General features: G+C 70.4%; 10 protein-coding genes and 1 riboswitch. Of the genes, 4 read left to right on the forward strand and 6 right to left on the reverse strand.

Annotation, left to right across the window (positions count from 1 at the left end):
* Positions 1–67 precede the first annotated feature (67 nt).
* Complete coding sequence (locus tag AR3_RS10025) at positions 68–1,216, forward strand: McrC family protein (protein WP_217998508.1); 1,149 nt, start codon at positions 68–70, stop codon at positions 1,214–1,216.
* Here the strand turns inward: AR3_RS10025 and AR3_RS10030 are convergent.
* On the reverse strand, positions 1,206–3,020 hold the full coding sequence (locus AR3_RS10030) for an ATP-dependent nuclease (RefSeq protein WP_169803808.1): 1,815 nt from the start codon (positions 3,018–3,020) through the stop codon (positions 1,206–1,208). The genes AR3_RS10025 and AR3_RS10030 overlap by 11 nt on opposite strands.
* Before the next feature lie 46 nt (positions 3,021–3,066).
* Complete coding sequence (locus AR3_RS10035; RefSeq protein WP_067912000.1) at positions 3,067–5,178, reverse strand: UvrD-helicase domain-containing protein; 2,112 nt, start codon at positions 5,176–5,178, stop codon at positions 3,067–3,069.
* Positions 5,179–5,531: 353 nt separating this feature from the next.
* On the opposite strand from AR3_RS10035, the gene AR3_RS31485 reads away from it, so the two are divergent.
* Both AR3_RS31485 and AR3_RS10045 read left to right on the forward strand, forming a co-directional pair.
* Positions 5,532–5,831: an SUKH-4 family immunity protein gene (locus tag AR3_RS31485; RefSeq protein WP_067912002.1), complete on the forward strand. Its 300-nt coding sequence runs from the start codon at positions 5,532–5,534 to the stop codon at positions 5,829–5,831.
* Between the two features lie 78 nt (positions 5,832–5,909).
* Complete coding sequence (locus AR3_RS10045) at positions 5,910–6,554, forward strand: hypothetical protein (protein ID WP_067912005.1); 645 nt, start codon at positions 5,910–5,912, stop codon at positions 6,552–6,554.
* A 147-nt stretch (positions 6,555–6,701) separates the two neighbouring features.
* Here AR3_RS10045 and AR3_RS10050 read toward each other — a convergent pair whose 3' ends face one another.
* Positions 6,702–7,688, reverse strand: a complete 987-nt coding sequence (locus AR3_RS10050) for a C40 family peptidase (protein WP_106258253.1) — start codon at positions 7,686–7,688, stop codon at positions 6,702–6,704.
* A 41-nt stretch (positions 7,689–7,729) separates the two neighbouring features.
* Positions 7,730–7,901, reverse strand: a riboswitch (cyclic di-AMP (ydaO/yuaA leader).
* A 205-nt stretch (positions 7,902–8,106) separates the two neighbouring features.
* Between AR3_RS10050 and typA the strand changes: the two genes are divergently transcribed.
* On the forward strand, positions 8,107–9,963 hold the full coding sequence (typA, locus tag AR3_RS10055) for a translational GTPase TypA (protein WP_067912011.1): 1,857 nt from the start codon (positions 8,107–8,109) through the stop codon (positions 9,961–9,963).
* Between the two features lie 120 nt (positions 9,964–10,083).
* Here typA and AR3_RS10060 read toward each other — a convergent pair whose 3' ends face one another.
* From AR3_RS10060 to AR3_RS10070, 3 genes are read right to left on the reverse strand one after another with little or no spacing between them, the layout of a single operon-like run.
* Positions 10,084–11,271 carry an FHA domain-containing protein gene (locus AR3_RS10060; protein WP_146150172.1) on the reverse strand — a complete coding sequence of 396 codons (1,188 nt, stop codon included), beginning with the start codon at positions 11,269–11,271 and terminating at the stop codon, positions 10,084–10,086.
* Positions 11,268–12,005, reverse strand: coding sequence for a 4Fe-4S single cluster domain-containing protein (locus tag AR3_RS10065; RefSeq protein WP_067912016.1), 738 nt, complete (start codon positions 12,003–12,005; stop codon positions 11,268–11,270). The genes AR3_RS10060 and AR3_RS10065 overlap by 4 nt, the downstream gene beginning before the upstream one ends.
* Positions 12,002–13,903: an AAA family ATPase gene (locus AR3_RS10070; RefSeq protein WP_067912019.1), complete on the reverse strand. Its 1,902-nt coding sequence runs from the start codon at positions 13,901–13,903 to the stop codon at positions 12,002–12,004. Before AR3_RS10070 ends, AR3_RS10065 begins: the two co-directional genes overlap by 4 nt.
* Positions 13,904–13,987: the final 84 nt, after the last annotated feature.

Consider the following 13,987-nt stretch of genomic DNA (forward strand, 5'->3'; position numbering starts at 1 on the left):
CGTCATCAGGCTTCGCGAGGGTGGACCGTGGACAGAGTGGGAACTCAGCGCCGAGCACGCCGCCGTATTGGCCGCCAGCGAGGTGGTGCGCATCGCACCGGGCCCGCGGACGGGCTTGTGGCGCGTCCGCGACAACCGGCTCGTGGGCGCGGCCCGTATCGGCCCCGCACACGACCCCGTCGAGGTGCGCATCGCGCCGAAGACCCCGATCGACCGCCTTTTCTTCCTGCTCGGGTACGCGCACAAGCAGCGAGGATGGCGCCAGGAGGACGTGGACGCGGGCGAACATCCGGATCTATTGCCCGCGCTGGCGTACGCGTTCGCACGCGCGGCCGAACGGGCCCTGCGTCAGGGAGTCCTGCTCGGCTACCGGGAAACCGAGGAGGCGCTGACAGTCGTGCGTGGCCGCATCCGGGAGACCGACCAGATCCGGCGCCGCCACGGACAGATCGTCCCGGTGGAGGTCCGCTACGACGACTACACCGTCGACATCCCGGAGAACCGGCTGCTGCTCTCGGCGACCTACCGTCTGCTGCGCCTGCCGGGCATCCCGGCCGGCACGCGCAGACTGCTGCGGCACCTGCTGGTGCGGCTGGACGGCGTGGAGCGGATCGTGCCGGGGCGTGCGCTTCCGCAGTGGACCCCCACACGGTTGAACGCCCGCTACCACACTGCGCTCGGCTTGGCGGAGCTCGTTCTGCGCGGCGCGTCCTACGAGCTCGACGACGGCCGCACCCTCCGGGTCGACGGCCTTCTCCTTGAGATGTGGCGGGTTTTCGAAGACTTCCTGACCGTCGCGCTGTCGGACGCGCTTCGACCTTACGGCGGCCGCAGCGAAATGCAGGACAGGAGGCACCACCTCGACCACGATCGCAATGTGCCGCTCCGGCCGGACCTGGTGTACTACGACGCCGGCGGTGAACCGGTGGCCGTGGTGGACGCCAAGTACAAGATCGAAGGCAGGCCCGGCGAGCACGAGGCGGACCTCTACCAGATGCTGGCCTACTGCACCGTGATGGGACTGCGATCCGGTCACCTGGTCTACGCGGCGGGCGACGCCGAGTCCTGGGTGCACCGGATCGTCGGCACGGGCGGCGTGCGGATCGTGGAGGCTGTGGTCGACGTGTCGTTGCCGCCCGACGCGTTGCTCGCGCAGGTCGCCGACCTCGCCCGGCAGATTGCGGTGGACACCGAGCGGGCCGGCGTCACGGCGTAGCCAGGCAGCGGCACGACGGCGAAGGCAGAGACGCCACCTCCGCGGCGAAGTTCACCAGGCAGACCGGCAGAGTCTCAGTGATCAGGCATCCGGCGAACTCCGGTCTACTGCGCTGGCGAGCCAGGTCGCCCCCGTCGAACAGCACGCCGATCAGATCCAGCAGTGCCTCCACCCGGGCCGGAACGGGCGAGGTCGGGTCCGCGTACGCGTCCGCAAGCGCCACCCCGAGGTTGATCGCCTTCCAGGCTCCGGTCTGCTCCTCGGGTACGCCCAGCCACCGCTCGATGGTGCCGTTCAAACGAATCGCACCGAGAGTGGAGCGGGAATCGGCGGCCGCGGACAGCGCCTCCAACGAACAACGGTCACGGCAGGCGGCCTTGCGCTCAGAGGCGGAGCCGGGCACTTTCATCGGCGCGTCCTCATCCCACAGCACCACGTGTGGAATCTGGAAGGCGGACAGAGTCGCGACGGCGCGATGCAGCTCGTACTTCCCGCCCGCGTCCAGGAAGCCGAGATTCGGCCCCAGCCTCTCCAGAAGGCCCTGGCCTTCCAACCACTCGAAGAACGCCACGTCACTGAAGCCTTCGACGACGATGACGCGGTCGGCGAAGAACGCGGCCGCGCGTCGCGGATCCAGCTCGTAGAGGACGCGCGTGCGCTCGTCGCCGGGAGGCGCCTGCGGCGGATCCTTGAAACAGGTGTGCGAGGCCCGCGTGTAGAGCGACCGCTGACGCACCTGGGCCAGCAGCGTCTCCACCTGGCTCGGGGAGTGCGAGGTGACCCGGATCGACGTACCAGGGCGGTGCACGCGGACGATGCCTTCGGGCGGTGTCCTGGAGGCCGACAGCAGCTTCGGATCATGGGTCGTGACGGTCACGGCCGCGTTCCCGGCGGAAGCGATGCGCCTCAGGTCGTGCGCGAGCCTGGTCACCTGCGCCGGATGCAAGAACGCCTCAGGCTCCTCGAACAGAATCCACCGGAAGTCGTCCTGGGCTTCGTTGCTGCGCAATTGGGCCGCTGCCTGGATGAGTCCTGCGATGAGCGCGCGCTGCACCCCCGATCCCTCGGCGTCCATCGAATGGAGGTTCCCGCCGCTGGAGAGCGTCAGCTCGATGAGATTGCTCAGGATGAACTCGTCGGTCAGTGCGCCGACGCGCACCCGGGCGGACAGTCCCCAGGGGCGCAGCGCATCCTCCAGGTGCTCCTCCAGGCGGCGGACCGGGCCGGCCTCCATCGCCTGCCGGAGTCCCTGGAGACCGTGGTTGATCGTCCCTAGGAACCCGTCCACGCGAGGGTCGGTGAAGGCGAGGAGCATCACGTCCCGCAGCGGCGAAGGGCCGCTCAACGCTGTCTGGTCCTTGACGCTGGTGACCGCAGGGACGTACACGCATTGGCCGAGCCGAGCCGGCGGCTCGCGCCAGCCCGTGGCGACCATGGCCTCCTCGTCGTTGGCCGGGACGAAGTAGTAGTCCCCTTGGCGGTGGTCCGCGTCGTCGGTGAGGTAGCGGCGGACGGTGAGCACGCCGCCGTCCAGCGGGCGGATCTCGTCACCCGCGAGCTCGTCCGGATCGAGGTCCAAAGCCTTGAGGTCGGCCTCGGTCAGCTCGTAGCTGATCTCCACCCATGTCGGGTCGTCACCGGTCAGGTCCCATGGCCTGTCGCGCCGCGGGTCCCAGGCGAGCGCGCCATAGAACAGCCTGATCGCGTCGAGGAGCGTCGACTTGCCCGCATTGTTGGGGCCGATCAGGGCGCTGAACGGCCGCAGGTGCAGCTCGGCGGCGCGCGCGCCGCGCACGTTCCGCACGGACACTCGGAGAGGACGCATCGAGAAGCTCCTCGATCGGGTGGGCTCAGCGCGGAAGGAACGGACTGGGACGACCGGTGTGGGACACGTACAGCGCGTCCCTGGCGCGGGTGCAGGCGACGAAAAGCAGGCACCGTTCCCGCTGCAGTGCCTGCTCGTGGGCGGTGGGGTCGTCCTCCTCTGCGGGCACCGTCGTCATCAGCGGGATCAGGTCCTCATCGACGCCCACGACCGCCATGCACCGGAATTCCAGGCCCTTCATCTTGTGCATGGACCCGGCCTTGACCCCGTTGGTCTTCGCGGACGGCGCGTACGCGGGAACGCCTGCAGCCTTCAGCCTCCGCTTCACCTGTTCGGCGATGTCGTTGCGGCGGGCCGCGACCCCGATGTCCTTGGGCTCCACACCGTCCGACATCCAAGAGCGGACCTGGGCCACCAGAGCGTCCAACTCGGCGTCGCGGTCGGGGAACCGCCGCACCACAGGACGCCGCCCGTGCATGGGAGAGCCGTAACCGGCGAGTGTGTCCTCGATGTCGTCCATGCCCGTGACCGGGATGCCGGCGTCCAGGACGCGCACGGCCCACGAGAGGATCTCGTGCGTCGTTCGGTAGCTCACGGTGAGCTTGCGGCTGCGCCCCCTGACCTTGATGCCCAGGCTCTGCAGCGAGACACGGTTGTCATAGATGCGCTGGTGGGGATCGCCGACGATGAACAGGTCGTTCGGAGCGTCGGGAACTGCCGCCCGCAGCAGCCGCCACTGAGCTGGGTGGAGGTCCTGGGCCTCGTCGACGATGATGTGCCGGTAGAGCCGCCGGTCCGTTGCGTCCAGTATCCGGGCGGCCTCGTCGGCCATCTGTTTGAAGGACCACACGCCGTCGCGGCGCATGTGAGCGACGATCGTCTGAATCGCCCGCCAGACCTCGGGCCGTTCCCCGGGCGGGAGCCTCTTGCCGCGTCCTCGCCGGTCGCATGCCACGTACGCCTGCTCGGTGGTCAGCCGCTGGGCCAATACGACCTGTTCCCATTCGCTCAGCAAGAAAGTCCCGCTGTAGGGAAGGCCGAGTTCGGCCGCTTCGTCGTTCCAACGATTGCGGAGGTCCGTGTCGGTAAGCGGTTCGGGGGCGCGGCCGCCCTGCGCCTCCTTGATGACGCGGAAACTGATCCTGTCCGTAGTGGCGACCTCGATGCGGTCCCTGATCTCAGGGTCGTCCACCAGCAGGGCCACCTGGTCGCGCAGTGCGTCGGTCAGGTCGCGTCCGTAGGTCGTCAGGAGAATCGGCGTTTCCATCGTGCTCTGGTACCGGCGTGCCAGAAACGCGGCCCGGTGGACGGCGGTCACGGTCTTCCCGGTGCCGGCGCCGCCGGTCACCATGGCGGGGCCCTTGTATTCGTCTCGATAGGCGATCCTGCGTTGCTGGGGATGGAGGAAGACACGCCAGACGTCGAACGGATGCGCGAGAATTCTGGTGAGTTCCTCCGGGCCTTCGACGAACACCACGCGCTCAGGTGTCCTGGCCATCGCCGTGGTGAGGTCGTCGGGATCCACCCGTTCGGGCGGGACGGGATCGACAAGGTTCTTGCTGACCTCCGCCCATGCCTCCTCGACCGTCATGCCGGAGGCCAGCGCCAGCAGCGCGTCATACTGCACGGCAGGGAGCAGCTTCTGCAGCGCCTCCAGGTGATCCTCGCGCGTCAGCAGCCGGATGATCGGAAGGACGTCCTCATCGATGCCCAGTCGCTTGAGGTCGGAGTCCCTGATGCCATCGAAGAGCCGCCGGTCCGCCGCGTCGGCCGCCTTGCGCAGGGCGGGCTCCATGGTCTCCAACTGCAGCTCATCGCGACTCTCCAGCACGCCGAGCCGCTGGTTCACCGTGAAGCGACGGCTCTGGCAGTAGGCGTACGCGTCGTCGTGCGGAAGGACCCGCAGCAGGCAGTACACGTCACCGGACTCCGGAGCCAGCACGACGCCCCGCCAGAACTTGTCGATCCTGATCGTGCGGATGCGCGGATCGCGGGAGTTCCGTACGCGCTCAAGATGAAGCCCTGCGTTCGTATGCTCCTGGAACTTGCTGATCGCCTGTTCGACGGCACGTCGTACGGGCCGTTCCAGCCGTGCGTACTCGGTCAAGAACTCCCTGGCGATCGCGAGCTGCGCCACGTGCGGTCCCTTCGACCCGGTCCTCAGGTAGAAAGTTTCAAGAGGTGGTCATCGGCTGTCAATCAATAATGTTGCGGCGAGCGCTTTCCGCTTCTCGGTGTCAGCTGAAGACACTCCGCGCCGCACGACAAAACTTTGTCATCTGCCGTGGCGGCGCTCGAAGGCCGCGCTTGTGGCGCAGGTTTCCAACGCTGGAGGCGTCGGCTCTGACCGCTGTCGGCGTCGGAGCAGGCCGACTTCAGTCGGGAGCGTTGCCCCAGGCATGTGTCCAAGAACAATGTCGGCGTCGCCTCAGTGCTTGCCGGATCGGCGGGGACTGGCCGCTGGCGCTGGGCGGCGGGAGCGTCCTGCGGGTGTGGACGGCCCATCTGATCGAGAGCGAGCCGCACCCGCTCGGACCATCTGGCGCGGCGCCGGCTCGCCCCCACGAGCTGTACAACGTCGCATGGCGCCGGGCGGACGAGCACCTGGGGTCGCGCGGCGTGCCGCTGGTGATCGAAGAGTTCGCCGAGGGGTTCGTCGCCCGACCCGTTCCCGGCGGTAACGGCCTGCTCGTCGTCGACCGGCGCACCGGGGCGCTCACCCGCTGGCCGGACCTGCCCACCGGCGAACTGGCCGAACACTACCGCCGGTACCTGCGCGGCGAGTTGTAGGCGTCGGGGCCGGCCCCGGCGAAGAAAACACGGCGGAGCCTTGCAGGGCCAGGCGGGCACGAGTCGGACCTTTATCAGATGCCGGGATACGACGTCGCGCGTTACCGTGTGCAGGTGATCAGCGATGAGGGCCTCCGGTTGGGGGAGGCGGCCGCGCGTCGCCTGGCGCAATTGGGCTGCTGCGTGATCGAACCCGGTCTGACTGACGAAGAGTTCGCCCGCATCGAGGAGCAGTACGGATTCGAATTCGCCGACGATCACCGGGCCTTTCTGGCGGCCGGGCTGCCGGTGTGGAAACCGCCGGAGGAAGGGCAGACGTGGGAGCGGCCTTGGCCGGACTGGCGCAATGGCGACCCCGATGAGCTGCGGGAACACCTCAACTGGCCGGTCGACTCCCTGCTGTGGGACGTTCGGCACGGCCATTGGCGGCACGAGTGGGGAGTACGGCCGGACGACGTTGAGGAAGCCGTGGAGACGGCACGGCGTGAGCTGGCGCAGGTGCCCACCATGGTCCCGGTTTATGCGCACCGGTTCCTGCCCGCGGGGCGCGGCACCTTCGGGCATCCGGTGCTCTCGATGCGCGGCTGGGACATCGTCTACTACGGGACCGACCTGGTCGATTACATCGACCAAGAGTTCCAGGAGCCGCGCCCTGAATTGACGGACGAGTGGCGGCCGCGGGCGACCGTCCCGTTCTGGCGGGATTACCTTCCTCAGACTTGAGGCCGTCAGACCGGCATGGACGGGGACTTCTCAGTATTCGAAGAGAACCTCGGTTTTCGAGAGCGCATTGGGATGCGGTTTACGTCGCCTCGGCGTCAACCGCATCCCAATGCGCGGCTCCGCCGCTCCCCATCACACGGGGCCCTTCTACGAGATCCTGTTGGCGCCGGCGTAGTCGGAGCGGTCCGACAGCCTGGAGATCTTGACGACGTCGCCCGTCTGCGGGGCGTGAAGATACTTGCCGTCGCTCAGGTATATGCCCATGTGGTGCAGGTCGGAGCCGAAGTAGACCAGGTCGCCCGAGCGCAGCTCGCTGCGCGACACCTTGCGTCCCAGCTGGTAGAGGTCGCCGGTGTAGTGCGGCAGGCCCTTCTTGCCGACCTGCGCGTACGCCCACACCACCAGGCCCGAGCAGTCGAAGCTGTTCGGGCCGGCGGCGCCCCAAACGTACGGGCTGCCGAGCTTGGTGAGCGCCTTGCGCGCCATCTTCGCGGGCAGGCCGGAGCCCTTGACCGTGGCGGTCAGGCCGGTGCGGGGATCCTTGGCCTTGGTCGTGGTGAGCTTGTCGAGCTGCTTGACGACCTCGTCCACCTTGGCCTTGGCCGCCTTGCGGGCGGTTTTGACCTGGGCGGCGGCCTGCTCGGCCTGCGCCGCCTTGGCGGCTGCGACCCGCTGCGCCCGGTCGGCCTGGTCGATCTGAGCCTGGAGGCGGCCCAGCGCGGCGGTCTGGTTCTGCACCAGGTACGCCGACGCGGACAGGGCTTCGGCGTCGCCGCTCGCCAGGAACAGCGCGTCGGGGCCGCCGCTCATGTAGCTGGCGGCGGCGAGCCTGCCGAGCTGGGCGCGGGCGGGGGCGGCCTTGGCCTCGAGCTCGGCCGCGGTCTTGGCGGCGTCCCGTTCGGCGCGCCGGGCCTTGGCCAGTTCGACGCGCGCCTTGTTGAACCGCTCGGTCAGCCGCTCGGCCTCGGTGTTGAGCTCGTCCAGCCGCTTGCGCAGCTCTCTTTCGGTGGGACGGCCGGGATCGGCGGGGGCCGCCGCGGCGGCGAGCCGCAGCGGACCGGTGGGGGCCGTGGCGGCGGGCGCGAGGACCCAGCTGAGGGCGACCGCCGCGGCGGTGGCTGTGACGGTGGACACGGCGACGCGCCGTGCACGGTGACCGGGGGGCAAGGTCGTGCACTCCTCTCCTCGTCCGCCTGCCGGGTTAGCTGACGGGTTCGGGCCGGGAGTTCGCCCTACGCGCAGGCGCGCGCGTCACCGCGGACGGTGCGACCTGCGTCGATTCACCCCGAGTCCTGAGGACGGCGCCTCGGACGTGGTTCCCCGGCTCCCCGCTGGGGGGATTCGGCGGCCCGGCCGCAGCCCGCGCGTCGTCCTGCGGGCTCCGGACGACCGGGTCCGCAGAGAGTACAAAGAAACCGTAAAGTGCGGCAACCAGGGCATATGGGGTGAAACGGGTCGGGCGGTCCGGCGGGGCCTTCCGGACCGGCAAGTAGAATCGGGAAGGCTGCGGGTCCGCAGCGACTCCCGGATCCTCCACCAGAGCGAGAAGCGCATGCCCATCTGCACCCGCGACGACCTCCGCAACGTCGCGATCGTCGCTCACGTAGACCACGGCAAGACGACGCTGGTCGACGCCATGCTCTGGCAGTCCGGGGCGTTCCGCGAGAACCAGGACGTCGACGAGCGCGTCCTGGACTCCGACGCCCTGGAGCGGGAGAAGGGCATCACCATCCTCGCCAAGAACACCGCCGTCCGGCACGGCGGGCTCACCATCAACATCATCGACACGCCCGGCCACGCCGACTTCGGCGGCGAGGTCGAGCGCGGCCTGTCCATGGTCGACGGGGTGGTGCTGCTGGTGGACGCCAGCGAGGGCCCGCTGCCGCAGACCCGGTTCGTGCTGCGCAAGGCCCTGGAGGCCCGGCTGCCGGTCATCCTGGTCATCAACAAGACCGACCGGCCGGACGCCCGCATCCCCGAGGTCGTGGACGAGACCTACGAGCTGTTCCTGGACCTCGGCGCCGACGACGACCAGATCGACTTCCCGATCGTCTACGCCTCGGGCCGCGCGGGCCGGGCGTCCCTGCAGGCCCCCGGCAACGGCGAGCTGCCCGACTCGCCCGACCTGGAACCGCTGTTCCAGGTGATCAAGGACACCGTCCCGCCGCCGTCCTACGACCCCGACGCGCCGCTGCAGGCGCACGTCACCAACCTCGACGCCTCCAGCTACCTCGGCCGCATCGCGCTGTGCCGGATGCACGCGGGCACCATCAAGAAGGGCCAGCAGGTCGCCTGGTGCCGCCGCGACGGCAGCGTCGAACGGGTGCGCGTCAGCGAGCTGCTGATGACCGAGGCGCTGGAGCGCAAGCCCGCCGACGAGGCCGGGCCCGGCGACATCATCGCCATCGCCGGCATCCCCGAGATCATGATCGGCGAGACCATCGCCGACCCGGACGACCCGCGCCCGCTGCCGCTGATCACCGTGGACGAGCCCGCCATCTCCATGACGATCGGCACCAACACCGGTCCGCTGGCCGGGCGCGAGAAGGGCACCAAGGTCACCGCCCGGCTCGTCAAGGAGCGCCTGGACCGCGAGCTGGTCGGCAACGTCTCCATCCGGGTGCTGCCCACCGACCGCCCCGACGCGTGGGAGGTGCAGGGCCGCGGCGAGCTGGCCCTGGCCGTCCTGGTGGAGAACATGCGCCGCGAGGGCTACGAGCTGACCGTCGGCAAGCCCCAGGTCGTCGCCAAGGACATCGACGGCAAGAAGCACGAGCCCGTCGAGCGGCTCACCATCGACATCCCCGAGGAGTACCTGGGCGCGGTCACCCAGCTCATGGCCGTCCGCAAGGGCCGCATGGAGCACATGACCAACCACGGCACCGGGTGGATCCGGCTGGAGTTCCTGGTCCCGGCGCGCGGCCTGATCGGGTTCCGCACCGAGTTCCTCACCGAGACCCGCGGCACCGGCATCGCCCACCACGTGTTCGAGGGCTACGAGCCGTGGTTCGGCGAGCTGCGCACCCGTCCCACCGGCTCGCTGGTCGCCGACCGGTCCGGCGTCGCCACCGCCTACGCCATCTTGAACCTGCAGGAGCGCGGCACGTTCTTCGTCGGCCCGGGCACCGAGGTCTACGAGGGCATGATCGTCGGTGAGAACTCCCGCGCCGACGACATGGACGTCAACATCTGCAAGGAGAAGAAGCTCACCAACATCCGCTCGTCCACCGGCGAGGAGCTCGAGCGGCTCACCCCGCCGCGGCAGCTGTCGCTTGAGGAGGCCCTGGAGTTCTGCCGCGAGGACGAGTGCGTCGAGGTCACCCCGTCGGCCGTCCGGCTGCGCAAGGTCGTCCTGGACGCCAAGGAACGCGAACGCATCCGCGCCCGCACCAAGCGCTCCGGCGGCTGATCCGCTCCGACACGCCGATCAGGCGCGGCGCGCCTTCGAGTGGGCAGGGTGCGTGCGTGCGCGCGGGCGGCGGCCCTCCCGTGGGGAAGGACCGCCGCCCGGTGACGATTGCGTCGGCGTCTACTTCAGGCTCACGGTGCCGGTGACGTCGGCGGCGAGGCGGAGCTGGTCGCCGTCGCGGAGCGGGGCCTCGACGCCCCGCGGAAGCCGCTCGCCGTTGACGAAGGTGCCGTTGGTGGAGCCCTCGTCACGCACCCACGCGGTGCCCGACGGGTCCAGCCAGACCGTCGAGTGGCGCCGGGACACGTTGTCGTACTGGGTGAAGGTGGACGCGACGGGGGACTGGCCCGCGTCGCGGCCCAGCACCAGGTGCTGGCCCACCGTCACCTTGATCTCCCCGCTGGGGAACTGCACGCGCAGCACTGGCGAGCTTTGGGACGACGGCAGCGGACGCAGGCACGAGTCGCACTGCGCCGCGCCCGGGTTGCTCAGCACCGCCTCGCAATAGGGGCACATGAGCGCGGTGCTGTCCGGGCGGCCCTGCGGGGACCGCTGCTGGTGCGCCTCGGGCGGCACCAGCGTCGCCTCGCGCCCGTACGTCGGCGGCATCGGGGCCCGGGACTCCGGCTGGTGCGACGGCGGCGCGTACGGGTTGTCGGCCGGAGCGTACGGGTTATCGGCCGGAGCGTACGGGTTGTCCGCCGGCGCGTGCGGCTGCGGACCCGGGCCGTGCTGCTGGTGCGGCTCGTGCGCGGGCGGCGCCTGCTGCTGCGGCGGCCCCCAGTGCTGCTCGGGCATGGGCGGCGGCGTGGCCTGCCCCCAAGGGCTGTCCATCTGCTGGCCGCCCCCGCCCGGGCCCTGCTGCTGTTGCTGCGCCCAGGGGTCCTGCGGCGGCGCCTGGTGCTGGGGAGCCTGGTGCTGCGGCGGGGCAGGGGCCTGCACCGGCGGGTTCCACGCCTCCGCCCCCTGCTGCTGTTGCTGCGCCCACGGGTCCTGCGGCGGCGCCTGGTGCTGCGGCGTCTGCTGGTAGGGAGGCGGGGCCTGGTGCTGCGGGTGGCCGCCCGGCCCCTGCTGGTACTGGCCGGGGTCCTGCTGGTACGGCGGCGGAGCCTGGTGCTGCGGCTGCCCCTGGTCGTACGGCGCCTGCTCGTACGGCTGCTGGTAGGGGTACTGCGGAGAGCCCTGCTGGGGCGGCGGGTACCCGGCGCCCTGGCGACGCGCGCCCCCGCTGCGGGCCAGGTTCGCTCCGCAGCTCAGGCAGAGCAGGTCGCCCTGCTGGTAGGGCTCGTCACAGACAGGACATTTCAAGGTCGCCATGACACTTCCCCCGCACGTACGCCGGCACGTTCGAGCCTCGATGTGAGGTGCTCCATGTCACCCCTTCGCGGGATCCCGATGTAGTACACCCGCCTTCCCTCCGGCCCCTCGTCCACGGAAACCTGGATCCGGGGCCCTGTGTCCCGACCGGTCTGGTCAGAGCCGTCGGCCAGCGCCCCGTACCGCTCGCGCCCCAGCGGGGACAGCGGGACGATGCGCTGGTTGGACGACCCCCTCCAGAGTAGAGAGCCGTCCGGGGAGTGTCGCCCCCCCGGATTGAGCCGGTCGACGTACGGCCCGGTGATGACCGCGTCGCACAGCTCCAGGATCGCGCTCGTCCGCGCCGAACGCAAAAGCCGCGAATAGGCGTATCCGCTATAGACGAGGACGTCCAAGGAGATCGTCTCATGTCCGGAGGAGTCCCGCCACGCGCGGATGCCCCGCAGCAGCGCGGCCAGCGCCTCGGGCTGCTGGAACGGCTCGCCCCCGGAGACGGTCACGCCGTCCAGCGGACGCGGCAGGGACTCCAGCCAGCCCAGCACCGCGGCGACCGGGACGGCCTTGCCCGGGTCGGGCTCCCACGTGTCGCGCGACAGGCAGCCGGGGCAGCGCAGCGTGCACCCCTGCGTCCAGATGCCGGCGCGCACCCCCGGCCCGAGCGTGGTGACGGGATAGTGCGCCTTGGCCAGCAGCAGCGTCTGCGCGTCCCCGGGTCGCCCGCTCACTTCAGGTCCAGGTGGACGATGCTGCCCTCGCGGCGGACGCCGGTCACGGCGATGCGCTCGTCCGGTGTCAGCTCCCGGTCGAACAGCGCCCGCGCCAGCGGATTCACGAAGTAGGACTCCAACTTCATGCCGATGCCGCGGCCGCCGTGGTCCAGGTCGGCCGTGCACCACTCGCGCAGCGTCTCCCGCACCTCGTCGTCCACCGTCAGCTCCACCCGGTGCTCCTCGGTGACGCGGCGGCAGATGTTGGCGAGCTGCAGGTCGAAGATCTTGGCGGCGGCCTCGGGGCCGATGAAGTCGAACACCACGATGTTGTCGCCGAACCGGTTGAGCAGCTCCGGCCGGTTCAGCACCTCGGTGAAGTGCTCGGCGACGGCGGCCTTGATGCGCCGCTCCACCTCGTCGTAGGACATGCCCGGTGCGACGTTGCGCACCCGCACGGGCGCGCCGTCCGGGCCGATCTCCTGCCCGCGCGCGAACATGCCCAGGTTCGAGGTGAAGATGAGGATCGACTCGGAGAAGTGGACGGTGTTGCCGCGCCCGTCGGTGAGCCTGCCGTCCTCCAGGATCTGCAGGAACTTGTCCAGGATCCGCGGGTGCGCCTTCTCGATCTCGTCGAACAGGATCACCCGGAACGGGTCCTCGCGCACCGCGTTGGTCAGCTCCCCGCCCGCCTCGTGGCCGACGTACCCGGGCGGCGCGCCGATCAGCCGGTCGCCCGAGCCCTCGCCGGAGAACTCGCTCATGTCGAAGCGCAGGTAGGCCGACTCGTCCCCGAACACCAGCTGGGTGATCGCCTTGGCCAGCTCGGTCTTGCCGGTGCCGGTGGGGCCGGCGAAGAACAGCACCCCGCGCGGCCGGCTGCCCGACCGGGCGGCCTGCGCGCCCGACAGGCCCAGCACGGCGCGCTTGAGGATGTCCAGGGTCTTGGTGACGGCCTGCGGCTGCCCGATCACCCGCTCGGGGACGCGCCGCTCGCCCTCCAGCACGCGGCGCCGCAGGTGGCCGCGGTTCCACGGGTTGTCCAGCACGCCCAGCTTGTAGGTGCGCACCGCGTCGGGCAGGTCCGCCAGCGCCACGTTGCGCTCCTTGGCCAGCCGGGTCACCTCGATCATCGACTGCAGGGTCAGCCCGTCGGCCTGCTCGGCGAACGCGTCGCACGCCTCGGCGGCGGCCCGGTCGGCGTCCACGTCGCTGATGCCGAACGCGCGGGCCAGCAGCCGCGCCGTCTCCTGCCGGTCGCCCAGGTGCGGACGCGGAATGGTGATCTCGCGGATGTTGTCGTTGTCGGCGGTCAGCCACGGCGGCAGGTCGCCGGGACGCTCCACCAGCCAGATGATCGGGTTGTAGAGCGGCTTGGGCCGCGCCCCCACCACCCGCACCGGCCGGGCGGTGCGCGACAGCTTGGCGCAGAACCGGAAGAAGTCGCGCTCGGCGGGCTCCAGGTCCGTGGGGCTGCGGGCGATCCGGGACGCCGAGTCGATCAGCACGGCGGCGCGCACGTCCACCGACGGCCGCGCCACCGCCGCCAGATGCTTGGTCAGCCCCTCCAGGGACGGCTTGCGCTCGCCCTTCAGCTTGCCCAGCAGCCGTTCGGCCGCCTCCGCCGCCTCCTCGCCGGTCTCGTCGTCGGTGTCGGGGTGCACCTGCAGGCCGTCCACCGGGTCGTACACCACCAGGCAGGAGAAACCGCTGGAACGCAGCGACTCCCACAGCAGGTCGCGCAGCGGGAGCAGGCGGGCCGGCCCGGCGGCGTCCAGCGACGGCGCCAGGAAGCTGTCGTACAGGTTGCCCGACAGCACGTACTGGGAGTGCACCGACAGGGTCGCGTCCAGCTCGCGGATGAACGGCGGCCAGCCGCGCAGCCGCCCGCCGAGGGTCGGTGAATCAATGCTCATGCCTCGCTCCGCTCACGGTCCGCGGTCCCGCGCCCCGGTCGGTCACGCGGGGCCGGTCGCGCGTCCCGGTGGTTCGCGTCCTGC

The organism is Actinomadura rubrobrunea NBRC 15275 (assembly GCF_001552235.1).
In the GTDB taxonomy this organism is placed as follows: domain Bacteria; phylum Actinomycetota; class Actinomycetes; order Streptosporangiales; family Streptosporangiaceae; genus Spirillospora; species Spirillospora viridilutea.

Coding starts and splice junctions, on each gene's coding strand:
- AR3_RS10070 (WP_067912019.1), bottom strand. CDS start 13,903: ATGAGCATTGATTCACCGACCCTCGGCGGGCGGCTGCGCGGCTGGCCG.
- typA (WP_067912011.1), top strand. CDS start 8,107: ATGCCCATCTGCACCCGCGACGACCTCCGCAACGTCGCGATCGTCGCT.
- AR3_RS10045 (WP_067912005.1), top strand. CDS start 5,910: ATGCCGGGATACGACGTCGCGCGTTACCGTGTGCAGGTGATCAGCGAT.